The organism is Ruminiclostridium herbifermentans, assembly GCF_005473905.2.
GTDB lineage: Bacteria > Bacillota > Clostridia > Acetivibrionales > DSM-1351 > Ruminiclostridium > Ruminiclostridium herbifermentans.
Window position 1 is genome coordinate 1366814 of record NZ_CP061336.1, and the last position, 25704, is coordinate 1392517.

The window sequence follows — 25704 nt, forward strand, 5'->3', positions numbered from 1 at the left end:
AAATTTTTAAGAAAGTAATCAAAAAATATAAATTAAAGACTAGCAATGAAAATCAACAAAATTAAAATAAATAATAACAATTATAGAGGAATTTAAAATATTTTGAAGAATTAAACATATAAATAAGCATATGGATATAATTATGTTATATATTGAAAGAAAATAAATATGGTACAAAGGGAGATGATATTTTGCTCGATAATAAAATTGAAGCTAAAGAGATACTAGTTAAGGATTTATTTGACTCTAAGTTTTTATTTAGGGTACCTGAGTATCAAAGACAATTTTCATGGGAGAATGACAATTTTGATCAATTGTTTGAAGATATAAAGGAGTCATTAGAAAGTGAAGAGGATAATTATTTTTTAGGTAGTGTTATTTTGCAGGTTAATGAAATAAATCTAGATGGAAGTGGAATATATGATATTGTTGATGGACAGCAAAGGCTAACTACAATAACTATACTTTTAGCAGTTATGAGAGATTTAACAAATAGTACACAGGCTAAAGCAACATTACAAGAAAAAATATATCAAAAAGAAAATGAATATATGGGAACGAAGGAAGAAGTACGAATACATGTAAGAGATAGGGAAAAAGATTTTTTTAGAAAGTATGTATTAGAGGAAGAAGGAACGAAGAAGGCTACTATAAAGAATAATTTATCAGAGCCACAACAAAGGATTGTGACTGCTATAGAGGTGTTTAGAAATAAATTCTATATCGATGGAGCTGTAAATCAAAAATTGTTAAGTAATATGATAAAATATATTCTTAACAATTGTGTTTTGGTTTATGTAAAAACTGGTAATTTTACATCTGCTTTCAGACTTTTTTCAGTCCTTAATGACAGAGGTATGCCTTTAGCAACAAGTGATTTACTGAAAAGTGCAAACTTATCTGCAGTTAAAGAAAATAATAGGAAGAGATATCAAATGTCTTGGGAACAGATTGAGGAAGACTTAGGCAGGGATGAATTAGATAAATTAATTGGGTTTATAAGGACAATACTTATAAAAGAAAAGCCTAGAAAAAATATTGTGGATGAATATAATCAAATGATTTTTAATGGTATTATGGAACCTGGAGAAGAATATATACAGTATCTAGATGAAGTTGCGAACATTTATAAAGAGCGGATTCTTAATGCCAATATTGGGATATCTACAAATATTGAAGTTAAATTTTATAATTTAATTTCAATAATGCGTGATTTCATTCCTTTTTCAGATTGGATGGTAGCTTTTATAAGTTTTGCACTTAAATATCCAGAAGAAAGTAATTTATACAACTTTCTAATAATTCTTGAAAAGTCCTATGTCATTAATTGGATTATAGGAATAACTACAACTAAACGAATAGTAGAAACAAATAGAATACTTCAAGTCATAGAAAAGAGTAAGAATGCTAAAGAAGTATTTAATGATGATGTTTTTGATTTGAATGATTATAAGAATGAAGTACAAAGATTATTAAACGATAGCCTTTTTTATAAAATGAAGTTTTGTAAATATATTTTATTAAGGCTAGATTTATATTTGTGTGAAAATAGTAATATAAATAAATGTTATAAAGGTACTGTTAGTGTAGAACACGTTTTACCTCAAAATCCAAAAGAAGATAGTGAATGGACAAGAACCTTTGATTCTAATTCGAGAAATGAACTTACACATAAATTAGGTAATTTGGTTCTACTCAGCAGAAAAAAGAATTCTGCTGCTAATAATATTGATTTTAAAGAAAAAATTATAAAATATTATTCAAATGGAATTACTGATTTTGAGATAACAAGAGAAATTAAAGATTATTCCATATGGAATCATTCATCAATTCAATCAAGACAAGTAAAACAATTAAATAGAATATTAGATATATATTATAGCTAATAGCAAAAGTTTGATACTAGGCAGGCATATTTTGTTTTTTGATACATATAACATAATGAGATAATATATACTTGCCTAGGCCTATCATAATTAAAAATGTTTAAGGGGATCTTTATAAGAGTAGTAGTGAAATATGTTGGAGTAATGATTTATATAAAAGAAGCTATTGTAAGGATAGAATCGTTGTTAAAGCTAATGAATTACATTTTATGAAACACAAAAATTAATTAAAAATAAATCCTTAATGAAGTGTATTTTTTTATAAAACTGAGAAAACAATCAACATAATATGAATTGAATCAGGATTAGTCAATAAAGGTGTTAAGTTAGTGCTTAATGCTTTTTTTGATTTTATTTAAATACAGTACCGAAAAAGGTAATAACAATTCTGAAATATAAACATCAATGATATAATAAAAAATAAAGTTTAGTCAATTTTACAACCCAAAATAAGCTTGCGGAATGGAGAAATATATGACAAAACCTATTATTGGAATACCTATGGGAGACCCGGCAGGTATCGGCCCTGAAATAATTGTAAAGGCATTAAAAGACGAAAAAATATATGAGACATGTAATCCCCTTGTGATTGGCGATGCTAACATAATAAAAAAAGCTGCTCAAATATGTAATGCAGATTCAAAAATGAACATAATTACATCTGCTAAAAAAGGAATTTATAACAAAAATACAATAAACATTATTGATTTAAATAACATTGATGTTGAACAATTTGAATACGGCACTGTTCAGGCACAAAATGGACGTGCTGCCTATGAATATATTAAAACAAGTGTTGAAATGGCGCTTTCTGATGAAATAACGTCTATTGCAACTACACCAATAAACAAGCCTGCATTAAAGGCTGCTGATGTTGACTTTATTGGGCATACCGAAATACTTGCAGGACTTACAAATACAAAGGATCCCCTGACAATGTTTGAAGTGAGAGGAATGCGAGTATTTTTTCTTACCCGGCATGTATCACTAAAGCAAGCATGTGATATGGTGAGCGTGGAAAGATTACTTGACTACATAGACAGGTGTACTGAAGCCTTAAGAAGTCTCGGTGTAAATGAAGGCACGATGGCTGTGGCAGGACTTAATCCTCATAGCGGAGATAATGGCCTGTTTGGAACAGAGGATGATGAAATTATTAAACCTGCTGTATTAGCTGCCAAGGAACAAGGGTATAAAGTAGAAGGCCCTGTAGGAGCTGACTCAGTATTCCATTTAGCATTAATGGGAAGGTATAATTCTGTACTTTCTCTCTATCATGACCAGGGACACATTGCAACTAAGACTCTGGATTTTGAAAGAACAATTGCTATTACGCTTGGGCTGCCGTTTTTGAGGACATCTGTAGATCATGGAACTGCATATGATATAGCAGGTAAGGGCATTGCTAGTGAGGTAAGCATGGTTGAGGCAATTTTATTGGCTGGAAAATATTCAGAATCATATTCAAGATGGGTAAAGAGAGAAAAAAAATAATATATTAGTCCGGTATCTTATTGTAATTAAGAACAGTAAACGCAATTTGAACCGCATAGATTATAATGCACGGGAAGTACCATTAAGCAACTTACTGTTGATTATATTATTCCTTGTTGTGCAACAATGTCTACATTTTGTTAAAAAAATACAGACAGTAATTAAATTCTTTCGTATATTATTAATATATATGCTTTTTGAGATGTTATTTTTTGAATGCTAAAAAATTTGCAGGATTAATAAAAGCATCAGCTAGATAAACATTTTTTAGTAACTACAGCGCTTTTCGGATACATGATATTTACAAAGTTTTTCTATATTGTGCAGTAAATATGTACGTTTAAATTTGTAGGGTTAAGTAATAAAAAAATAAAAATGCGTGCCTTTGAAAAGCAGAGGTTTTACGCGAAAAATTCAATATATTTTGCCATAAGTTGGCGTAGGAGGTTAAAATGGGAGACGTAATTGATTACAAAATAATCGGGGATGATATGCAGATTGTTGAGATTGAATTGGATCCCTCGGAAGGTGTTAGGGCAGAAGCTGGTGCAATGATGTACACTGACCAAAATATAGTGATGCAAACATCAACACAGGGTGGCGCACTTAAAGGCTTCAAAAGAATGCTTACAGGAGAAAGCTTTTTTATCACTACCTTTTACAATACGGGTACACAAAAAGAGCATGTAGCATTTTCAGCACCTTATCCTGGAAAGATAATCCCTATTGATTTAGCCAGTGTTGGTGGAAGCTTTTTGTGTCAAAAGGATGCTTTCCTGTGCTGTGCAAATGGAGTGGAGGTTGAAGTTGCTTTTACCAGGAAACTGGGTGCAGGCTTCTTTGGAGGAGAAGGATTTATTCTTCAAAAATTAGTTGGTGATGGAATGGCTTTTATTCATGCAGGAGGTACCATTATTCGAAAAGATCTTATGCCAGGTCAAACTTTGAAGGTTGATACAGGCTGTTTAGTTGCATTTTCACCGACAGTGGATTATGATATTCAGTTTGTAGGAGGTTTCAAGAATGCATTGTTTGGTGGTGAAGGAGTATTCCTTGCAAAGATGACAGGCCCAGGAACTGTTTATCTACAGAGTTTACCACTAGCAAGGCTTGCAGACAGGCTGACATCAGCAAGTTCTGTACGCCGTGAACAGCAATCAGGTGTTGGAGGAATTGGCGGAGGAATACTTGGAGGTCTGTTCGGAGGAGACAATAAATATTAATGTACTTTTACAAATTAAACAAATATCTTGGAAGTAGCCCATTTAGATAAGTATGTACGGAATTATATGTAATTGAGTACTTTAAAACTATCTGTATGACTCATTATAAAATTAGCACAACGCCAGTTAAATTAACTAGTTGTGCTAATCTATTTTAAACTGAGTATGCAGGTAAACTATTTATTGTTGATTACTTATACGTGAGAGCAACTTAGATAATTTGGTTACTTGAGGTTAATAGAAAGATTCTGAATGTCATAACTTGATATCAGAATCTTTTAATATTTTGCGATAATTGTAGAATTTGATATATTATTTTAATTAAAAAAATTATATTTTGCATTAAAGCAATTACAGGATATGCTATAATACTATTTGTTGTGTTCAACAGCATAAAATAACCTTTGTCAGCTTTGAACCATTGCTGAAATGCGGCTATATAAAATATGATTTTACATTAAAATGCACATAAATATGCAAATTTGCTTAAGCTGATTTTACACAAGAATAAATTATATATAACAAGTACATAGAGGATTGTGAAATGGAATTAAATAAAAAAGAAATACTGACAGATGAAAACCAAAGCAAGTACGATTTTATAGATGGAATAAAAAAGAGTATTCCTATTGCTTTAGGATACTTTCCAGTTTCATTTACATTTGGGCTAATGGCTGTAAATGGCGGGATTCCTGTATGGATTGTAATACTTATTTCAATGACCAACTTGACATCGGCAGGACAATTTGCTGGTACAAACCTAATTATAGCTGGTGCTGGATATGTTGAAATAACTGTTACCACATTTGTTATAAATATTAGATACATGCTTATGTCACTATCTCTTTCCCAGAAATTAGTTCGGGGTATATCAAATGCTAAAAGATGGATTATGTCTTTTGGAATAACAGATGAAACTTTTACTGTGGCTGCCATGCAGAAAAATGATATTACATTTTCTTTTATGGTGGGGCTTGAAATTTTGCCTTATTTGGGATGGGCGTTAGGAACTGCATCAGGTGCAATTGTCTGTACCTTGCTGCCTGAAACTCTGCAGAATTCGATGGGAATTGCACTTTATGCTATGTTTATTGCGTTAGTTATACCAGCGGCTAAAAAATCAAAAGCTGCTCTTTTAGTTACTGCTTGTGCAATTTGTATAAGTTCTCTTATTAAGTGGGTACCAATATTCTCTTTTATATCTAGTGGTTGGAGAATAATTATTGCTACAGTGATTGCATGTACTTTAGGAGCGAAAATTTTTCCGATGGAGGATGTAGAAGATGACCGCTAAAACAATAATAGCAGTGCTTTTAATGGCTATTGTAACATACCTTCCAAGAGTATTGCCTATGGCTATTTTCAAAAATAAAATACAGTCGCGTTTTCTAACTGCATTTTTGAGCTATGTGCCTTATGCAGTTTTGGGTGCAATGATTTTTCCTGATATATTGTTTTCAACAGGTCATTTAACATCTGCAATTATAGGTTTTGCTGTGGCTGTCATCTTGGCGTATTTTGAAAGGGGTCTGTTACAGGTTGCTGTTTGTGCAATAATTGCAGTTTACGTATGTGAATTGCTTGTTGGATAAATTCTGTAATTATATTATAATAATCAATAAGATTGGAGAAATGACATAAAAATAGATAAGTATGACTAGATTATTAAAAGTTAAAAAATTTTTACCATTATTATGTGCCTTAAGCGGGTGTGGGAGGATTAAAAATGGATATAAAGCAAATGTGCATAAATGCCAGTGATGCAGCTATTAGAATGGCAGCATTGGATACAGAAACAAAGAATAATGCATTAGCAAGAATTGCTTTAGCATTGCTGGAAAATAAGGACAAAATAATAGAAGCTAATAATGCTGATTTAAAAAGAAGTGAGGAAGAAAAGCTTGCTTCTCCACTATTAAAAAGACTCAAATTTGATGAGAAGAAAATTAATGATGTAGTTGAAGGAATCAAAAGCTTAATAGGACTTGTTGACCCAGTTGGAAAGACAATGCTCTCAACAATGCTAGATGATGGACTTGAACTTTACAAGGTTACATGTCCAATCGGAATTATTGGAATTATTTTTGAATCAAGGCCTGATGCACTTGTACAAATATCTACATTGTGCCTGAAGAGCGGAAATAGTGTCCTATTGAAAGGTGGAAGAGAAGCTAAAGAGACAAACAGGGTATTAGCAGATATTATTGAGGAGGCTTCAGTAGCTGCTGGACTGCCAAAGGGATGGATTAACCTTTTAGAGAGCAGGGAAGATGTCAATGAAATGCTTAAAATGGATAAGTATATTGACCTCATTATTCCAAGAGGTTCAAATGAGTTTGTGCGTTATATAATGGATAATTCAAAAATACCTGTTATGGGACACGCAGATGGTATATGCCACGTTTATGTTGACAAAGAAGCAGACCTTGATATGGCTATAAAGGTTGCTGTTGATTCAAAAACTCAGTATGTTGCAGTATGCAATGCAGCAGAAACCTTATTAGTAAATGAAGCTATTGCTGAGAAATTCCTACCTGCCTTAAAAGCAGAGTTTGATAAAAAAAATGTAGAGATTTTTGGTGATGAAGGCACTCAGAAGATAATAGAATCAAAACCAGCAAGTGAAGCTGACTGGGCAACAGAATATTTGGATTATACTATTTCTATTAAGATTGTTGCAGATGTTGATGAAGCTATTAAGCACATAAATACTTATGGTTCAGGACATACAGATTCTATTATTACTAGCAATAAAGAAAATGCGCTGAAGTTTATGAATCTTGTTGATTCAGGCAATGTTTTCTGGAATGCTTCCACCAGATTTTGCGATGGCTACAGGTATGGCTTTGGAGCAGAGGTTGGTATTAGTACAAGCAAACTCCATGCAAGAGGTCCTGTAGGTCTTGATGGATTAACAAGCTATAAGTATAAACTTATTGGAGACGGACATATTGTTGATGATTATGCTACAAAGAAAAAAAGCTTTAAGCATATAAAAATTAATAAAAGTATAGAATAAGAAAGTGAATAATTAATAAGGAGAAATAAGGTTATGAATATTGAGATAATTTCAACTGACAAAGCGCCTGCTGCGATAGGTCCATACTCACAAGCTGTAAAGGTGGGCAATACTATTTACACTTCTGGTGCTATACCTATAAATCCTAAAACAGGAGAAGTGGTGTCAGGTGGTGTGGCAGAACAAGCAGAACAGGCACTTCAGAATTTAAAAGAGGTTTTAATTGGTGCAGGTGCGAGCCTTGACAATGTAGTTAAAACTACAGTTTTTATTAAAGATATGGGTGATTTTGCTGTAATAAATGAAGTGTATAAAAAATATTTTACAAAGAATTTTCCAGCGAGATCATGTGTCGAGGTAGCAAGACTGCCAAAGGATGTATTAATTGAGATTGAATGTGTTGCTGTAGTATAATTTTGCTTTAAACTCTGAAAAGTAAATCGAATAAAAAATGCCTCTAATTTACTGAAGCGTGAAATTCAGTATTAGAGGTATTTTTTATTAGGGAATATTGCTAAAATAGTACTCTTGTGCAATATATATGACTGGCTCACGAAATTGACGCTGAAATAAATGCGGTGAAGAACTAGCATTGTATATAAGTGTTTATCAGATGATTATTATAAATTATTTGCATTAATTCCATTAAAAAATAAAATTAATTGACAATTTACAGTAAAAAGATATAATAGAATCATAAGTAATTATGTACAAAAATTCTAAAAAATAACAAATTGGAGTGTTGTAAATCGATGTAAGGAGGAATATTTTTATGACAATGCAAATAAATAATACATACAAGGAGTGTAGTTCATTTACTGGAACAGTTGAAAATTGTGGTGACAAGTCAGTTAATGTTGTTTCAAAAGAACAATATTTAAACCAACTCTCAAAAAAATTTCCTGATGTTAACTTAATAGAAGGAACATATCGCCAAGGAACGATGTTTGGTCCTAAAGGTCAATGTAATATTATGATTTCTCCTGTAATTCTGGGAAAGATGTCAAGAGATCCTGAAGTTGCATCGAAAATTGAACAAATTATCAAAGACATTCCGAGAGAAGAACAAATTTTTAGGGCAAAGTGTAGCAGTGCTGGGATGAACGTTGTATCAAGTGGAACTATAATTGATGCAAACGGAGGAGTTTCAGGATATTGCTTTACTACAAGAAAAAGCGAAGGAACTTCAGATAATAGAAAAAAAGATAAGACTGAAGCTACTAAAAGTTATAGATTGAATCAGAAGCGGAAAGCGGACGAAGAATTGCAAAAAGCAATAAGAAAAAATCTTGAAGAAAAAATCCAAGAACAAAAAGCATTGCAACAATACAATTCATCACAATTATATGTGCCCAATAGCTATAAATTTTTTAAACAAGAATAGTTTAGTTTCTCTTTAATATGGAGTCCGGGTTCATTTTATGCGAGAAATCTAAATTATACATTTATTAGGAGAGAACTAACTCTTAAACAAAGGCATGATAAGAAAGGAGGTGCTTGATATGGCTAATATCAAATTGGGTAAGAAAAATAATTTTGAGAATGGAACATTTATGGCATATGCTTGTAACTGTAATTGTTTCTGCTATTGCAGTGCATGTAATAACTGCAATACAAAAACACCAACTGCCACAGGATCATATGCATTGAAATTTGCAAATACAACCACAAACGATACAAAATCATTTACAGTACCAGCATTGCTTGGATAAGCAGATAAGCTTCTAGTCATTAATGACTTAAATTTAAACATATACATATTATAAAGCTGCCTGCCTTTCGCCTTTATCAATATCTATAACCACTAATTTCACACTATAAGTGTTGGAATATAGTGCTATGATTTTGGACAAAGATTTCTATGTTGAAGAAGAATTACGAATTTCTCTTGAAGCAAGTACTTTGAGTTTAAGGAGAGGCAGGCTATAATAATTTCTTTATACTTTGAGTTTTCAATCTCTGAGGTAATCTTTTTTTTTATTAAAGTGACTAATTTAAAATGAAAACTGAATGTAATTATAAATTGTACAAGGAGTATTTTAGTATGCTTAGCTATATTCCTCATATTCACTTGATGGAATTATACGGTGAATATTATTTTTATGATGTTAATACTAATGCAATTGTATCCATTCCTTTTGAGACGTATGGATATTTAAAAGCAATAGTTTCACAAAATACAGATGATTATGCAGAGGTGCCCGAAAAAGTTAGGGAAGGGATAGAGTTTCTTATTTCTCAGGGATTATTATCTCAGAAAAGCGAAGAATTAAAAATCCAACATACTGAAGCAAATATACTTGAAAATATGTACGAAAACAATCTAAGTACTATTACGCTTCAGGTAACACAAAATTGTAATTTGCGCTGTAACTACTGTGTTTATTCTGGAAGCTATCACAATAGAGTACATAATAATAAAAGAATGTCTTGGGAAACAGCAAAAAAAGCGTTGGATTTTTTCCATAAGCATTCTAGCAATAGCAGAGAAATATCAGTAGGATTTTATGGCGGAGAGCCGTTGCTGGAGTTTAAACTTATAAAAAAATCTGTTGCTTATATAAAAGAATTATTCAATGGTAAGGACGTAATATATACATTAACTACAAATGCAACATTGCTTACTGAAGAAATGATTTTGTTTTTCTCAGAAAATAACTTTAATCTGGTAATAAGTCTGGATGGACCAAAGGATATTCAGAATAAAAACAGAATCTTTGCAGATGAACATAAAGGTACTTTTGAAATAATTATGCAGAATTTGAATAAAATTAGAAGCATAGATGAAAAATTTTATTCAAAAATTTCATTTAACGCAGTAATTGACTTAAATCAAGATTTCGCTTGTGCAAATGACTTTTTTATGACTTACGATGAAATAAAGGAATTGCAGGTTACTGGAAACTATATTGATGATGCAAACCGCACAGATAGATACATTGTAAACGACCAATATTATGTAGACTCTCAATATGAAATATTCAAAGTATTTCTATATTACTGCACAGATATATTTCGCATATATAAACCTAAGCTTCTAAATTCTGTAGTTACTTCTCTAAAACATGATATGTATGAACGGTTTATTGTCAAAGGGCAAAAGCAAAAACATTCTTCTCCTGGAGGGCAATGTCTTCCGGGAATACACAGACTTTTGGTTAATGTAGATGGCAAATTGTATCCGTGCGAAAGGCTCAACGAAAGTTCAGATGTGCTATGTATAGGAGATATAGATAATGGTTTTGATATTCAAAAAGCTAAAAATATATTAAATGTAAGTAGCATTACAGCTGAACAATGCAGGAATTGTTGGGCATTTAAACTATGTGAGCAATGTGTATCATTGGCTGAGGAAGAAGGAGAACTTTCTAAAACAAGAAGACTATCTATATGCAACAGTATGAGAAATTCTCAGGAACAAAAAATAAAAAATTATATTACTCTAAGAAAATATGGATGTAATTTTGAAAAACTAGATTAGAGGAAGGTATAGAAAATATGAAGGTAATGGTTTTCCCATATGATTTTGAATTTTTGCCGATATTTAAAAACAGACATTTGTTAAAAGATATTATTATCAAGTATCTAGTTTCACCGAGTGGCTTTGGGCTTACGGGTAAGGATGGATGCTTCTTTAATAATGAAATTGATTCAGGTATTATAATACAGGATCATATGACTAAAGAAGATTTAATGGATATAGATGCTGTTTGGCTTACTGAATCTTTGAACAAGCTTAATGATGAAGAAATTAAGACAACTATAAATACTATAGGACAGTATGCTAAGCAGATAATATATACACCTAACGGAGACAAAGAATTTGAACAGAATATAAATGAGTTATGCAAAAAATATAATTTAAAAGTGACTATGCCAAGGGATTATATAGATTTATATAAACTAGTAGATGAAAGAACTATTGTGAGTTCATTTACATTGCGAAAATTCGAAACACCTGTTATTACTGTGTTAGGTATATGCGGAATGACACAGAAATTTGATATTCAGCTTTATCTAAGAAGCCATTTTTTAAAAAATGGATATAAAGTCAGTCAAATAGGAACAAAACAAGCATGTGAGATTCTAGGATTTCATTCTATACCTGATTTTCTTTTTGAAAAAAATTATTCTGAAGTTGAAAAGATTTTAAAATTTAACTCTTTCATCAAAGAAATTGAGAAAAAAGAAAAGCCAGATCTGATTATTATAGGTGTGCCAGACGCTATTATTCCGCTGAATCGAAAACATCATCTGGGGTTTGGAATACCAGCTTATGAAATATGCAGCGCAATTCAATCTGATTTTTCAATATTATCAATGTTTAATGGGGAATACAGCAATGACTTTTTTGATGAGATGAGCAAAGTTTGTAAGTATAGGTTAAATATTGAGCTGGATGCTTTTTTTATTTCAAATTATACTCCTATATCAAATTCCTTGGATCAGGAAAATCTTGTGTTTACATATACAAAAGGCACTGAGAAGATTAATGACAGGTACCCAATATATAATGTTCGTAATTTGAATGATGATAAGCTTTTTAATCATGTGGTTAAAAAATTAGCTATGTATGGTGAATTCAGCGTAATGTAAGGAGAATAGAAATGGACAGGAAAAAGATTGAAGACTCATTAAATAAGATATTCAAAGAAAAATTTCTTATTGATATGAAAAAAGTGCCGGATAGACAGAAAGAATGCAGCTTATTAGATAAAGAGTTTGGACTTATGCCAAGGGATCTAATTGTTTTATTTTTTGAATTGCAAAAGGTTTTTAATGTAGAATTTCAAGAAGAGGATATTACCAATACCAGATTTGATTATTACTATAATATTATTGATATAATTTATAAAAAGCAAGCATGTGCTTGTTAGTATTTTTCAGGAGCAGTTATGGCGGATAAAATACATATTGCAATATTGGATGACGGAGTAGTTTCTGGTGTTTATGTAAATATTGAAAATAGCTTATATGTTGATGAAGAAAATAACATTAGGCAGTACACAAATCACTCAGAAACGATATCACACGGAACGATTTGTGCTATTGTTTTAAAGAGTTATGCTCCAGATATATTACTTAGCAGTATAAAAATTTTACAGTCAGAAGGCATAGGGCGAATTGAAAAGCTTTATCCAGCTTTGCAATGGTGTCTAGATAATAATGTGAAAATTGTTAGTTTAAGTCTTGGAAGTACGCATTTTATGGATTATGCCTTGATTAGGTCTATTATTAATGATTACACCAACAAGGGCATAGTTATTGTCAGTGCGGGTTCTAATAGTGGATATACTTCGTACCCCGCTTATTTTTCAAATGTAATAGGTGTTGCATCTTGTAGCAATGAAGTTACAGATAGATACTACAATTTCGTTTCGGACATTCACACAGGTATTGACATAGAGGCTGTTTCTTTCTGTGGAATAACTATAAATAATCAAAAAATAGATATTCCTAGAAGTAATAGCTATGAAGCACCGTTTATTACTGCAAAGGTATCTGAAATAATCAGTAGCAATCCTTTTTTATCAATATATCAAATTAAGAAAAAGTTAATTCAGTATTCTGCAAATTTTAATGATACAGTCAAAATATGTAATAATCCAGATTGGATTTCTTGTGCGTATATTTCTGATAAAACAAAGCTAAAAAGTAAAGCAAGCTTATATTTCACTTCTTTTACAGAAAGTAATTATCAGCATGTAAAAGATAAAGTGGATACCATCATTGTTTTTAGCCATCAAGATGTAGAATTCTATAAGAATGAAAACAAAAAGATTGTATACATTGGTGATGGCTATATGATAAATGAGGAAGAAATGATTGATTATTTTTGGTGTAGTGAGTACAAAAACTTACAGATAGAGAATTGTAAAGATAAGAATTACTGTATGGATGTTCCTTTGATTATTATAAATTTAGACAAAAACATGGACGAATTATGGATATTGCAGAAATTAAGAAATCTGTTTGCGGAGGAAGCATATAATATCTATGCCTCAAGCGTTATAGCCCAGTGTGTTTTATACGATTTAGAATACATACCATTTAAGTACATTAAGTGTGAACATTTAAATAAAAAATTATTTCAGTTTCTTTGTGGAGAAGTATATTACAAAAAAGTAGATGCTGTTGTTATTGGGGCTAGCGGTAAAGGTGAAGTTTTAGAAAGATTTGCTTCTATTACAGATGCACAGCTTAAAGTAAACATAATAAAAACTGATACATATAAAGTTATGTTATGTGACAATATTGGAAATATAGAGGCAATAGAATATGGAGATATGGATGAAACTGCAATAACATCGATTTACAGGCATATACATAATATGCTGATTGGAGAGGCAGCAAATGAGTGATAAAGATATTAAAAGAAAGCTTTTTGGCATAGTAAAAAGTAATGGAAAGAAGTTTTTTTTGATAATAATTTTTCTGATTGTATCCTCTGGTATAGCACTTGCTTTGCCACTTATAAGCAAAGAGATAATGGATAACGGATTTATAAAAGGCAATTTTAATGTAGTGATTTACTATAGTGGTATAACTTTATTTCTGGTGGTACTGGACAAAGTAATTGAATATATAAAAGAAAAGATGCGTGCATCGTTGAAAGCGGAAATTACATATTCTCTTTTTGAGAAAGCATTTCGTCATTTTGAAAAAATTAAACTTTCTGAACTTAACAAAAAAAGTAATACAGAAATTTTAAATAATCTCCACAGTGACATATCAAATATTTCCATGCTGGCGGATAGTGTTTTTTTTATGGCTGTAACTCAGATATTTGATATTCTGGGGGGAATAGCAGGACTATTTATTATTAGTTGGGAATTAACTTTTATAGTATTATGTTTTATTCCACTAAAAATATGGGCAGTTATGCTTCTTTCGAAAATTAGAAACAAAATAATATATGAATACATGCAGGAAAACTCTGAATTTGCAAGATGGTTTGGGGATACCTTAAGTGGTATTAAAGAAATAAAAATATTTGGTCTGTTTAGTCATAAGATGAAGGAATTTGAACACAGTCAGAAAAAAATTGTAGGCATAGAGAAAAGACTTACTATTCAGGAATCTGTAAACAATACATTTGACAAAATATTATTACAAATTCTAACCACTGCACTATATATTATAGGAGCGAAGATGGTTTTTAATCTTAATATTTCAGTGGGAAGTGTATTTACTTTTATAGCTTATAGCACGTATGTAATAATGCCTGTGTCCGCATTGTTTAATCTTAGCCTTATACTATCTGAAATAAGACCTGCTGCAAAAAGGTACTATAATTTTTTGAATATGGAGATGGAGACTGAATATAAAGAAGAGGCAGAAAATACTAAGTGTATTACTGCTGAAATGAAATATACTCCAGAAATTACTTTTAGAGATGTAACTTTTTCATACGACAAAACATATGAGGTTCTTAAAGGCATCAGTTTTAGTATACATGCTGGAGAAAAAGTGGCCTTGGTAGGATTAAATGGGTCAGGTAAGACTACGATAATCAATCTTCTTATGCGATTTTACAAGCCTATTTCAGGAAGCATTCAAATAAATGGAGTAGATATACGAAATATTTGTATAAATGAGTATCGGAAAAATATTTCTATAGTTACGCAGAACAGTTATTTATTTGATGATACTATAAAAAACAATATATGCCTTTATAAAGAAATTGAAGAGCAGAAATTTATACAAATATTAAAAGATTGCAATTTATATGATTTTTATTGTAGTATCCCTGAAGGCTACAAAGTAGGACAAGACGGGTGCCAGCTATCAGGTGGACAAAGACAGAAAGTTCTAATAGCGCGGGCATTGGCAACTGGAAACAATTTGATAATATTGGATGAAGCAACTTCAAATGTCGATATGGAAACGGAAAACCAGATTAATGAACTTATTAAAACAAAACTCAGAGAAAAAACGATACTTGTAATTTCTCACAAACCTAGCATTTTGAAATATATGGACAAATGTATTGTGCTGAAGGATGGAAAGATAGATGCAATTGGAGTGCATGAACAGCTAATAAAAGAAAATCAGGTATATAGGTCATTTATACATACTGGTAGAAATGCTTACAATGTCAGTAAAAGTTTAGTCTACTAACTTTATATTTATATACTTGTGCAAGTATATAAATAGACAACGATATGTGTGAAGCACTTTGGAAATTTTGTATGTTATTTGATTAATCAGTTAAACTTGTTCAAATTATCAACATGAAGAATTTCCTAAATAAAATCTTTTGGTAAACACTCATAAAAAATCTCCTCTCTAGTTAATACTTAAATTCTTAACCAAAGAGGAGAATTTTCCTTGATTCAAACACAAAGATTACATATCTCTATAGTAACTAAGATTTGCTTCTAAATCTGCATCAATTGGCTCATCTTTAAACATTTTGGAATATTTGCCTGCTAATGATTTTGCTGTTTTAGCCCAGGAGTTGTTCAATTGTGTTGCTAAGTCAGCGAATGCAGGCTGCTTTGCAAGTGTATTTCTCATTTCCTTTGGCAAAGGACAATAGCGGAACATAATAGATCTGACTATTTTATTAAGTCGCAGTATACCTTTTGACTCATAATTTATCCAAGTATCATAGTCACTTGTGAAAATATCCTTCATCAGATTTCTGTTCTTCTGAATTTGTACCTTAATCTTAGCTTTTGCATCCTCTGTTAAGTCATGGTTCTTTTTGTAGAATTGAATATAATCAGTATATTCAGAGGTTAAAGATTTCTCTGTTATATCATTCCACGAAATTCCCATCATTGTACGGCAAAGCTCCCAACGGAAAGTACCGATAAGCTTCAACATAAGAACATCAATATTTTCATCTGTGAACGCAGGCAAAATGAATCTTCCAGGAGTATTTCTAGCTCTGCCTGTTATTTCCTGCCACATAGAACCACGTGAACCGAAGGTTGGCACAAGGATTATATCAGGTAAAATTTCCTTCATAATCGGCTCTTTTTCAATTCCTTTAGATTCGTTTTTATACCAGATTTCTCTATAGAATACAGAGAAATCAACTTCTAGTATTTTTTCGATAGCACGTTCTATTTTATCAGGAGTTAATACAGCTTTTTCCAAATCCCTAGTTATAATATCCTTATGCAGAATAGGGAAATAGCTGCTCATTTGTCCATGACAAACCTTTTGATTTGTTTTAATCATATTATTTATTTCAAAGGATAATTTAGCATTATAATCATTATCGTAAGCAGGCTTGTCTTTGTCTGTAACAATTTTTCTTTTTTTCATATCTCTGAATAAGTCGTAATAGTCTTGTCCAAAGTCATTAATTGATGGATCCTTCTCGTTCCTGTATATTTTCTCTAACCATTCTTTAGTACTATAAATAGAGTACTTTGGACTTGATAAATCCTTATCACAGAGTCTGTATAATGCTATTGTTTGTTCCTTGGTCAGCAGGCGTTCATCCATATATCCATAATTTAAGAACATATTGATTAGTCTAGGACAGCGTTGTTCTTCTTGAGACTTTTTAAAAACATCCTCATATATAACAAAAAAATCAGCTGAGAGAGAAGCGCGCAGTTCTCTAACTTCAGGGTCGGAAGATGTTTTATCCTTCAGCATCCTGAACTGGCTAAGTCTTTTATTTATGCTGTCTATAATATCCTGAGAGCAAGAGCAATATTTCAAAATTTTCTCAGTACTATTTTCTAATTCTTGAGGCAACTCATTGCCAACCACTTGAATATCATCAAGGCTAATAGTAGATTGTTTTATAGAAGTTTTTTCTTTAATAATATCATAGTAACCAAGTAAGTCAGGCGTATTTAAGTTTGTAAAACAGTCAAATTCATTTTGTAGCTTTTCTATATTGTTTGACAGTGTTTCAAGAGCCTGCTTTAATATAGCTAATCCAGTTATTGCAGCTTCTTTGTCATCCTTTGAAGCAACAATTATTTTACCATAGGTTCTAATTAAGTTTTCGGATGAAAGATAAAGCAGGTCTATGTTTTTATATAATGTTGATAAAAGGTTTTTAGTACTGTTAATCAAAAGGTCAAGATAATCAGAACCCTTTTGAATATGGTACTCACAAATAACATCATCGCAATTAAAGAAACCTTTTCGCTGCTCTAGAGGTACATTCAGTAGCCTTGAAAAATACTCAATACTTGAGATGTCCATTTCAGATTCGTCTTCTTGGATGGCCTGAAAATCATATTTAGAAAACAAAGATTCGGAATCTAAAGGGAAGAATTTGTAATCGGAGTTTTTGGCATCATCGTAAATTTTTTTGTAGTTTTCAATACCTTCTAGATTGTCTTCGCTCTGAAAATAATATTTATCTTTTATCGCCCAATAATATACACATAGGTTTTGAGTCAAAGTATTAATGCTCTCACATATTGGCAATAGCTTCTGATATGCAGTATAGCTTAGGTCTATTAGCGTTGCTAAAGAAGATACAATATAGGTTGAATAATCTTTTTGAGTAGCAATAATATTTTTGATCCCTTTAATAGAAGTAGCTGGGAAACAATATAAATTACTTGCTTCTTTTGCCTTTAAACTAAAGGAGCTTTGACCATTACGTATAATGTCATTAACACCTAAAAAAGTATTCTGATCAAGTGTAAAGAGTCGGCAATTCTTGGCTATAGCTGAACTGTCTTCTGTTGATAGATTCTCATATGGTGATAAGTAAACATCAATTTTTCCAGTGAGCATTAATATAATAGATGATATGCGTTCGCCTTCACATATTAGTTGTTCACCTTGCTTTCCTGAATATTGACCTGAATAATCCAATTTTATGCCCATGTTTTTTCTCCTTCTTTCCAGAATTATAAACACTACATTAATACGTATATAATAAATCAATATAACGAGGCAAGAAAAGGCCCCCTACAAGTAGCAGGTATCGCTTTGGCTTATAGGCGAAGAGAATATCTCCCGCCTCGCTTACAAACGCGATTAATGAAATTTATCTTCAACAGAGTACTACTTCTATTGTAGATAAATATAAATAATATAAATTCTTGTAATAAAAAAAAGCTAGGTTATTACACCTAGCTTCTTTATCGGCAGAAGATGACAAAATATTAACACCATTTAACTTAACGGACGTTGTGCTAATTATATAATGAGTCATACAGATATTTTAAAGTACTTGCTTAATGTTAATTCCGTACATACTTATATAAATGGGCTACTCCCAAGATATTTGTTGAAGTAGCAGAACATTTAATTTTAGCAATTACTTAGCTTGAATATATCCTTTTGCTTTTAGGTATTCAGCCATCAGAACGGCACCGCCTGCAGCACCACGAACAGTGTTATGTGAAAGACCTACAAACTTATAATCATATAAGCTGTCTTCACGAAGTCTTCCAGCAGTAATTCCCATTCCATTTTCAATATCTCTGTCAAGCTTTGTCTGTGGTCTGTTGTCCTCTTCAAAATATGTTATAAATTGCTTTGGTGCACTAGGAAGTTCAAGTGTCTGAGGTTCTCCTTTGTAATTTTTCCAAAGTTCTAATATTTCTTCTTTTGAAGGTTTTTTATCAAAAGAAACAAATACAGTAGCTAAATGACCATCTGTTACAGGAACTCTTATACATTGAGTTGTAATTAATGGAGATGCAGCTTTAACTATTTCACCATTTGAAACAGTACCCCAAATTTTAAGTGGTTCCTGCTCACTTTTTTCTTCTTCTCCACCTATATAAGGAATAACGTTATCCAACATTTCTGGCCAATCAGTAAAGTTTTTACCAGCACCAGAAATTGCTTGGTAAGTTGAAGCTACAACATTTTTAATTCCAAACTTCATCAAAGGCTCCAGCAATGGAACGTAGCTTTGAATAGAGCAATTGGGTTTAACAGCAATAAAGCCATTTTTTGTTCCAAGTCTCTTTCTCTGAGCATCAATAACGCTTACATGCTCAGCATTTATTTCTGGAATGAGCATAGGAACATCAGGAGTCCATCTGTGAGCTGAGTTATTAGAAACTACAGGAGTTTCATTTTTTGCGTATTCTTCCTCAAGCTTTTTGATTTCGTCTTTTTTCATATCAACTGCGCAAAAAACAAAATCAACTTCTGCGCAGATTTCTTTTACTTGTTCAGTAGCATTTTTTACTATAATGTTTTTAACTCCTTCAGGAATAGGAGTTGACATTTTCCATCTGCCTTCTATAGACTCAGCATAAGTCTTGCCAGCAGATTTACCGCTTGCAGCTATAGAAACCACTTCAAACCATGGATGATTTTCAAGAAGTGCAATAAATCTTTGACCAACCATTCCAGTACCACCAATAATACCAACCTTTAATTTAGACATGTATATTTCCTCCGTTCTATTATTCTTCGTAAAATTATATTTGTCAAATGCTAATCCTGTAAAATGCCAGAATGACAAGTGTTTTCTATAATATTAATGTTTACTTGCAACTATGTTTTAAATAAAGTGTCCGTCATTCAGTGACAAATGTATTTCTATTGTGTATTTTATCATATCAAATGTTATAATTCAAGATAGATATTATTTTCTATAGCAAGATTATTGTGCTAATAATATAAATTGTTTATATGAATAGCTATTTTATACTGCTTTGGATTTCAAAGGGATTTTGTGTAACACCCCATTTTATCAATTCATCTTGTGTACCAACCCAAACATCAGCTTTTAGAGGAACGAGAGGGAATAGTTCTTCAACACAATAATTCTGCATTCTTATACAGCCGTGTGATATATATTTACCGATAGAATAAAAGGAATTGGTTCCATGAATTCCATAGGAGCCATCTGTTCTATTAATTCCTATCCAACGGCTACCAAGAGGATTTTCAGGTAGACCGCTTTTTACTGGTTTAGCAAAGCCTCCGCCACCCCAATCAGGATTTTCGATTTTCATATTTACGATAAATTTACCGCTTTTGGTGAGACTTGCAGGGTTTCCAACTGCAACAGCATACTTCTTTAGGACCTTTGTTCCTTCATAGAGTGTCAGCGTTTTTTTTGTTTTATTAACGACAATCCACTTACCTTTAGTTGGAGCAGATTTTATTGTATCAAGATATGTAAATGTTGGACTTACCAATCTTTTAATTAGCATTTGCTTGGTTGCTTCGTCCCAAGTGCCAGTCACAGTCATGTTATGATTACTTTGAAAGAGAAGAATCGTATTTCTGATATTCAGGGCTTCATCATTTTTATAAACATTTTTATAATAACCTAACTTTTTTAAATAGTCTATGTAGTTTTTGCTGGTAATTTCTGTTTTTAGTTTGTTTTGCTTATTTTGAATATCAATCTTTTCCTGTTCTTTTTTAAATTCTTTTTGGTCATTTTTTAACTTTTCCTGTGCTTTTTTTAACTCATTTTGTGCTGCTTCAAGTTCCTTTTGATGAAGTATTAATTGTTCTTGATCCTTTTTTAGTTGTTCTTGTTCAATTTTAAGCTGTTCTTGCTCCTTAATTAACTGTTCCTGCTCCTTTCTGAGTTGCTCCTTAAGAAGGATAAGCTCTACTTGTGAAAGAGGGGAATCATAAATTTTGAGTTGTTCATTTGCATCAGCCTGTACAGCTATTTCCATTGAGTTTAAAAGCTGATTTTCTTGATAAATACTGCTCTCTACGCTATAAGCAATTGAACTTTGAATAAGAAGAGAGGCTGATAAAAATCCAATACATAAATATTTGTGTATCATTGTATTATCCATCCTTGATTAAAATTATTTGAAATGCTAAATATATAATACGTAAAACTTGTGCTAAAAATTACCTGTAATTTATTAAAACTCAAATTTTGTATATGAAAATATATTGGTGCGGTAGAATTATCAATGGTTTGTTGCCATAATAATTAAATGAATTAGTATGTGGTAAGAATTGGCACTATTCACTCTCAGTCTTTTTACTGTCGCACACATTCACCATCCATGGTTCATAGTGTGCTAAAACCGAAATCGTATAGTTTTTTCAGCAAAAACAATTAGAGCTTGCTGAATTAATATAAACATAAATACTGCTTTCAAAAATACTAAATTATATTCATTTAGCAAGCTTTTCTTATACAACTAATTCTTGCAATTATTTCTAATGCAGCTTTCATTGATATTGCTTCCATACTTGGTGTTATAAATAAAATTAATAAAGGTATATGTTTATTTATTAAAAAAATGGGTAAATAAGGTGTAACGATTAGCGTACAAATGAATTTTTTGATTATAAAAATTAATTGCATCAGCGTAGTTTCAAAGAGGCTGTATATATTTACACTGACTAAAAACAAAAGTTGTACATATTATTTATTTAGGAGGGAGATGATACATCGCTAAAAAGAGTGGTTTTGAATAATAATTTAGTTTAATGTTGGATAAAATAAGTTACAATATGACAATATAATACAAATTATTTTGCATAATATCATTAATTTTAAGCAAAATGTTGAATTTTTATGCATTGAAGATTATAATTGTCATATATATTTTGGATAGGGGGATAATAATGAACGGTATATTAAAAAAGATACTTTGCGCTTCAATGGCAGCAGTAATAGGATTATCTTTAGTAAGCTGCGGAAAAACATCAACAATGGAAAGAATAGAAAAGAGCGGAAAACTGGTAGTTGGAACAAGTGCGGATTATGCACCTTATGAGTATCACACAATGATTGACGGCAAAGACACTATTATTGGAATAGATATTTCAATAGTAAATGAGATTGCAAAGGATCTTGGTGTACAGCTTGAAATAGTTGATATGAGTTTTGACGGCCTTTTAGCTGCACTTAATTCCGATAATGTGGATATTGTTATTGCAGGAATGAATCCAGATGAGGACAGAAGAAAAGCAGTTGATTTTTCAAAGATATATTATGAAGCAAAGCAGGGAGTTTTAATTAGAGCAGAGGATAAAGACAAGATAAAAACTATTGAAGACCTTAAGGGCAAAAATGTTGGTGCACAGCTAGGAACAACTCAGGAATCAATAGCAAAGAAGCAAATGGAAAATTCTACACTTGTTTCGTTAGGAAAGATACCTGATTTAGTTATGGAATTAAAGAATAACAAGATAGATGCACTAGTTGTTGAACTTCCAGTTGCTAATGGATATGTTAAAAACAATAGTGATTTAGCTTTGTCAGAAATTACTGTAGAAGAAGAATCAGGTGGATCTGCGATTGCAGTTAAGAAAGGAAATGCTGATTTGGTAGCTCTCATTGACAAATCGTTAGATAGGCTTATGGAAGAAGGCGCTATCGAAAAGTTTGTTCAGGAAGCAAATGAAAAGAACGTGACTAAATAGACTTTTCTTATTTTTTGGGGCTGTTTCGTTTGAGGCAGTCTCAATTTATGTCAAAATTAGGTTTAGATACATATTTAAGGCTTGTTTAATAACTAAATCAACATTTGCACATGATAGTCTATGGGTATATGAGGATTATAAATATTTTGTTGATAAAATAATTGCTTTTGTGAGGGGGTAATAGCTTGGATTTTAGCTTTTTAAAAGATTATTCACCGTATTTTATTAATGGTACTATAAGTACTATTGTGATTGCCATTTTAACTGTTTTTTTAGGTGTAATTATAGGAACTATTCTGGCGTTGATGAAGATTTCAAATAAACGTATAGCAAAAGCTATTGCATCGGCATATATAGAGTTTATAAGAGGAACTCCTCTTTTAGTTCAAATTTCAATAATATATTACAGCATATCATTTCCTAAGTTCACTATATTAGATATTGAGATGAATAGATTTATACCTGGTGTAATAGCTATGGCCATTAATAGCGGGGCTTATGTGGCAGAAATTATAAGAGCAGGTATTCAGGCTGTGGACAAGGGTCAGATGGAAGCTGCTCGTTCAATTGGCTTTAACAGTATTCAGGCTATGAGATATATTATATTGCCTCAGGCCATTAGAAATATTCTTCCAGCATTAGGAAATGAATTTGTTGTTGTAATAAAGGAATCCTCTGTGTTATCAGTTATAGGTATCGTAGAACTGATGAGAAGTGCTGATATTGTAAAAGCTGCAATTTATAAACCGTTTGCGCCATTAATTGTGGTTGCTGTTATTTATTTTATTCTTACATTTACATTGACCAGAGTGCTGGGCTTTGCTGAGAGGAGGATGAGGACTAGTGATTGATATTATTAATTTGCACAAGAAATTTGAAACACTCCATGTTCTAAAGGGAATAAATACTTCTATTAAAAAGGGTGAGGTTGTAGTTGTCATAGGCCCTAGTGGTTCTGGTAAGAGTACTTTCCTTAGGTGCCTGAATTTACTTGAATACCCTAGTGACGGCAAAATAATTTTTGAAGGTGTAGATATTACAGATAAAAGTAATGATATCAACAAGCAGAGACAAAAAATGGGGATGGTTTTTCAAAATTTTAATCTTTTTCCACATCTCACAATAATGGAAAATATTACTCTTGGACCAATTAAGCTAAAAAATATTCCTAAAGAAAAAGCAGAGGAAGAAGCAAAATTGCTTTTAAAACGTATAGGACTTGAAGATAAAGCAAATAATTATCCTGTACAATTATCAGGCGGGCAAAAGCAACGTATAGCAATTGTGCGTGCCCTTGCTATGTCACCTGATGTTATGCTGTTCGATGAACCAACTTCTGCACTAGACCCTGAAATGGTAGGAGAGGTACTTGAGGTAATGAAGGAATTAGCAGCAGAAGGAATGACGATGGTGGTGGTTACTCATGAAATGGGTTTTGCTAAAGAAGTCGCTACTAGAGTTTTATTTATGGATGAGGGAATGATAAAGGAAGAGGGCTCTCCAGAAGATATTTTTATTAATCCCAAAAATGACAGAACAAAAGAATTTTTGAGCAAGGTATTATAAGAGGTCTGTACTATAAGCTGGGAATACAGTATAAAAACTAGCAGCTAGTTTATGGCGGAGGAAATGAATGTTTACACTAATGAAGAATGCAACAGTATATTCACCTGATTATCTTGGTAAGAAGGATATACTGTTTTGTTTTGATAAAATAGCATTAATTGAAGATAGTATAGAATTAACTGCTTTAAAGGATGTTAATGTTATTGATTGCAGTGAATATATTGTTCTCCCAGGATTTATTGATTTGCACGTCCATATAGCAGGGGGAGGCGGAGAAGGAGGATATATTACCAGAACAGCTTCTGCTGAAACTAATGATATACTTAAAAATGGAATTACTACTGTTGTTGGTATACTTGGTGCAGATGCTGTGACCAGAAATGTTGCAAGCTTATATGCAAAGGCAAAACAGCTTGAAATGGAGGGTTTATCTACTTATATATTTACTGGAGCATATCAGATTCCAGTTGTTACATTAACAGGAAGCATTCAAAGCGACATGGTTTTTGTTGATAAAGTTATTGGTGTAGGAGAAATATGTTTAGGAGATAGTAGATCTTTTGAACCTACATTTGAGGAACTTAGCAGAATTGCAGCACAAACTAGAAACGGTGCATTGATTTCTGGAAAAGCTGGACTTGTTCATTTTCATATGGGAGATGATGAAAAGGATATGGATTATTTGTTTAGATTAATAAAGGAAACTCATATTCCCAAAAATCAATTTCTTCCAACACATATGAATAGAACACATAAACTATTTGAGAAAGCCATTCTATATTTAGAAGAAGGAGGCTATATTGACCTTACAGCTGGTTTTATACCAAATGAAAGGGATAGTGATTGTGTTGCCTCTTATGATGCTATTTTGCAGCTTATTGATATTGGTGCGGATATTAGCAGAGTTACAATGAGTTCAGATGCCTATGGAAGTGTTCCTGTTTTTGATGATAAAGGGAATGTTATATCTTCTGAAACTGTCAGCACCAAAATATTGTTTGAGGAAATCAGAATTGCTATAAAACAGCTGGGGGTTCCTATAGAAAAGGCAATTTCATTAATAACAAAAAATTCTGCTGAGGTGTTGAAAATATATAATAAAAAGGGCAGCATAGAAGTTGGTAAGGATGCTGACTGTGTTATTTGTGACAAAGATTTAAATATTATTAAGGTATTTGCTATGGGAAAGGAGTATTAATTCATTAAATGA

General features: G+C 31.8%; 21 protein-coding genes. 18 read left to right on the plus strand and 3 right to left on the minus strand.

Annotation, left to right across the window (positions count from 1 at the left end):
- Nucleotides 1-191 precede the first annotated feature (191 nt).
- The 14 genes from EHE19_RS05955 to EHE19_RS06020 all read left to right on the plus strand — a co-directional run bounded on the left by EHE19_RS05955 (nt 192) and on the right by EHE19_RS06020 (nt 15743).
- Nucleotides 192-1886 carry a DUF262 domain-containing protein gene (locus EHE19_RS05955; protein ID WP_137698242.1) on the plus strand — a complete coding sequence of 565 codons (1695 nt, stop codon included), beginning with the start codon at nt 192-194 and terminating at the stop codon, nt 1884-1886.
- Nucleotides 1887-2360: 474 nt separating this feature from the next.
- Complete coding sequence (gene pdxA / locus EHE19_RS05960) at nt 2361-3380, plus strand: 4-hydroxythreonine-4-phosphate dehydrogenase PdxA (RefSeq protein WP_137698243.1); 1020 nt, start codon at nt 2361-2363, stop codon at nt 3378-3380.
- A 452-nt stretch (nt 3381-3832) separates the two neighbouring features.
- The gene (locus EHE19_RS05965) at nt 3833-4603 is read left to right on the plus strand and encodes a TIGR00266 family protein (protein WP_137698244.1); all 771 of its coding nucleotides are present in this window, start codon (nt 3833-3835) and stop codon (nt 4601-4603) included.
- A gap of 544 nt (nt 4604-5147) precedes the next feature.
- Nucleotides 5148-5897, plus strand: coding sequence for an AzlC family ABC transporter permease (locus EHE19_RS05970; RefSeq protein ID WP_137698245.1), 750 nt, complete (start codon nt 5148-5150; stop codon nt 5895-5897).
- On the plus strand, nt 5887-6195 hold the full coding sequence (locus tag EHE19_RS05975; protein ID WP_137698246.1) for an AzlD domain-containing protein: 309 nt from the start codon (nt 5887-5889) through the stop codon (nt 6193-6195). The genes EHE19_RS05970 and EHE19_RS05975 overlap by 11 nt, the downstream gene beginning before the upstream one ends.
- A 134-nt stretch (nt 6196-6329) precedes the next feature.
- Complete coding sequence (locus tag EHE19_RS05980; protein WP_137698247.1) at nt 6330-7622, plus strand: glutamate-5-semialdehyde dehydrogenase; 1293 nt, start codon at nt 6330-6332, stop codon at nt 7620-7622.
- Between the two features lie 33 nt (nt 7623-7655).
- Nucleotides 7656-8036: a RidA family protein gene (locus EHE19_RS05985; RefSeq protein ID WP_137698248.1), complete on the plus strand. Its 381-nt coding sequence runs from the start codon at nt 7656-7658 to the stop codon at nt 8034-8036.
- A 358-nt stretch (nt 8037-8394) separates the two neighbouring features.
- The gene (locus EHE19_RS05990) at nt 8395-9006 is read left to right on the plus strand and encodes a DUF6033 family protein (RefSeq protein WP_137698249.1); all 612 of its coding nucleotides are present in this window, start codon (nt 8395-8397) and stop codon (nt 9004-9006) included.
- 118 nt (nt 9007-9124) lie between these two features.
- Nucleotides 9125-9334 (plus strand): CLI_3235 family bacteriocin precursor, encoded by a 210-nt coding sequence (locus tag EHE19_RS05995; RefSeq protein WP_171003608.1) that lies wholly within the window; start codon nt 9125-9127, stop codon nt 9332-9334.
- Between the two features lie 332 nt (nt 9335-9666).
- Nucleotides 9667-11103 carry a Cys-rich peptide radical SAM maturase CcpM gene (gene ccpM / locus EHE19_RS06000; RefSeq protein ID WP_137698251.1) on the plus strand — a complete coding sequence of 479 codons (1437 nt, stop codon included), beginning with the start codon at nt 9667-9669 and terminating at the stop codon, nt 11101-11103.
- A gap of 17 nt (nt 11104-11120) precedes the next feature.
- Entirely contained in the window at nt 11121-12218 is a 1098-nt protein-coding gene (locus tag EHE19_RS06005; protein WP_137698252.1) for a TIGR04066 family peptide maturation system protein, read from the plus strand.
- A gap of 11 nt (nt 12219-12229) precedes the next feature.
- Nucleotides 12230-12499: a hypothetical protein gene (locus EHE19_RS06010; protein WP_137698253.1), complete on the plus strand. Its 270-nt coding sequence runs from the start codon at nt 12230-12232 to the stop codon at nt 12497-12499.
- Nucleotides 12500-12517: 18 nt separating this feature from the next.
- The gene (locus EHE19_RS06015) at nt 12518-13984 is read left to right on the plus strand and encodes a S8 family serine peptidase (RefSeq protein ID WP_137698254.1); all 1467 of its coding nucleotides are present in this window, start codon (nt 12518-12520) and stop codon (nt 13982-13984) included.
- The gene (locus tag EHE19_RS06020; protein ID WP_137698255.1) at nt 13977-15743 is read left to right on the plus strand and encodes an ABC transporter ATP-binding protein; all 1767 of its coding nucleotides are present in this window, start codon (nt 13977-13979) and stop codon (nt 15741-15743) included. The genes EHE19_RS06015 and EHE19_RS06020 overlap by 8 nt, the downstream gene beginning before the upstream one ends.
- A 228-nt stretch (nt 15744-15971) precedes the next feature.
- Here the strand turns inward: EHE19_RS06020 and EHE19_RS06025 are convergent, their stop codons facing one another.
- The 3 genes from EHE19_RS06025 to EHE19_RS06035 form a co-directional block, all read right to left on the minus strand.
- Nucleotides 15972-18437 (minus strand): cyclic nucleotide-binding domain-containing protein, encoded by a 2466-nt coding sequence (locus tag EHE19_RS06025; RefSeq protein ID WP_137698256.1) that lies wholly within the window; start codon nt 18435-18437, stop codon nt 15972-15974.
- 436 nt (nt 18438-18873) lie between these two features.
- A complete protein-coding gene (asd, locus tag EHE19_RS06030; RefSeq protein ID WP_137698257.1) occupies nt 18874-19959 on the minus strand; it encodes an aspartate-semialdehyde dehydrogenase in 1086 nt (361 codons plus the stop codon).
- Nucleotides 19960-20215: 256 nt separating this feature from the next.
- The gene (locus EHE19_RS06035) at nt 20216-21328 is read right to left on the minus strand and encodes a L,D-transpeptidase (RefSeq protein WP_244648342.1); all 1113 of its coding nucleotides are present in this window, start codon (nt 21326-21328) and stop codon (nt 20216-20218) included.
- 799 nt (nt 21329-22127) lie between these two features.
- On the opposite strand from EHE19_RS06035, the gene EHE19_RS06040 reads away from it, so the two are divergent.
- The 4 genes from EHE19_RS06040 (at nt 22128) to iadA (ending at nt 25692) form a co-directional block, all read left to right on the plus strand.
- Complete coding sequence (locus EHE19_RS06040; protein ID WP_137698258.1) at nt 22128-22928, plus strand: ABC transporter substrate-binding protein; 801 nt, start codon at nt 22128-22130, stop codon at nt 22926-22928.
- Between the two features lie 185 nt (nt 22929-23113).
- The gene (locus tag EHE19_RS06045; protein ID WP_137698259.1) at nt 23114-23779 is read left to right on the plus strand and encodes an amino acid ABC transporter permease; all 666 of its coding nucleotides are present in this window, start codon (nt 23114-23116) and stop codon (nt 23777-23779) included.
- Nucleotides 23772-24494 carry an amino acid ABC transporter ATP-binding protein gene (locus EHE19_RS06050; RefSeq protein WP_137698260.1) on the plus strand — a complete coding sequence of 241 codons (723 nt, stop codon included), beginning with the start codon at nt 23772-23774 and terminating at the stop codon, nt 24492-24494. The genes EHE19_RS06045 and EHE19_RS06050 overlap by 8 nt, the downstream gene beginning before the upstream one ends.
- A 67-nt stretch (nt 24495-24561) precedes the next feature.
- Nucleotides 24562-25692 (plus strand): beta-aspartyl-peptidase, encoded by a 1131-nt coding sequence (gene iadA, locus EHE19_RS06055; protein ID WP_137698261.1) that lies wholly within the window; start codon nt 24562-24564, stop codon nt 25690-25692.
- Nucleotides 25693-25704: the final 12 nt, after the last annotated feature.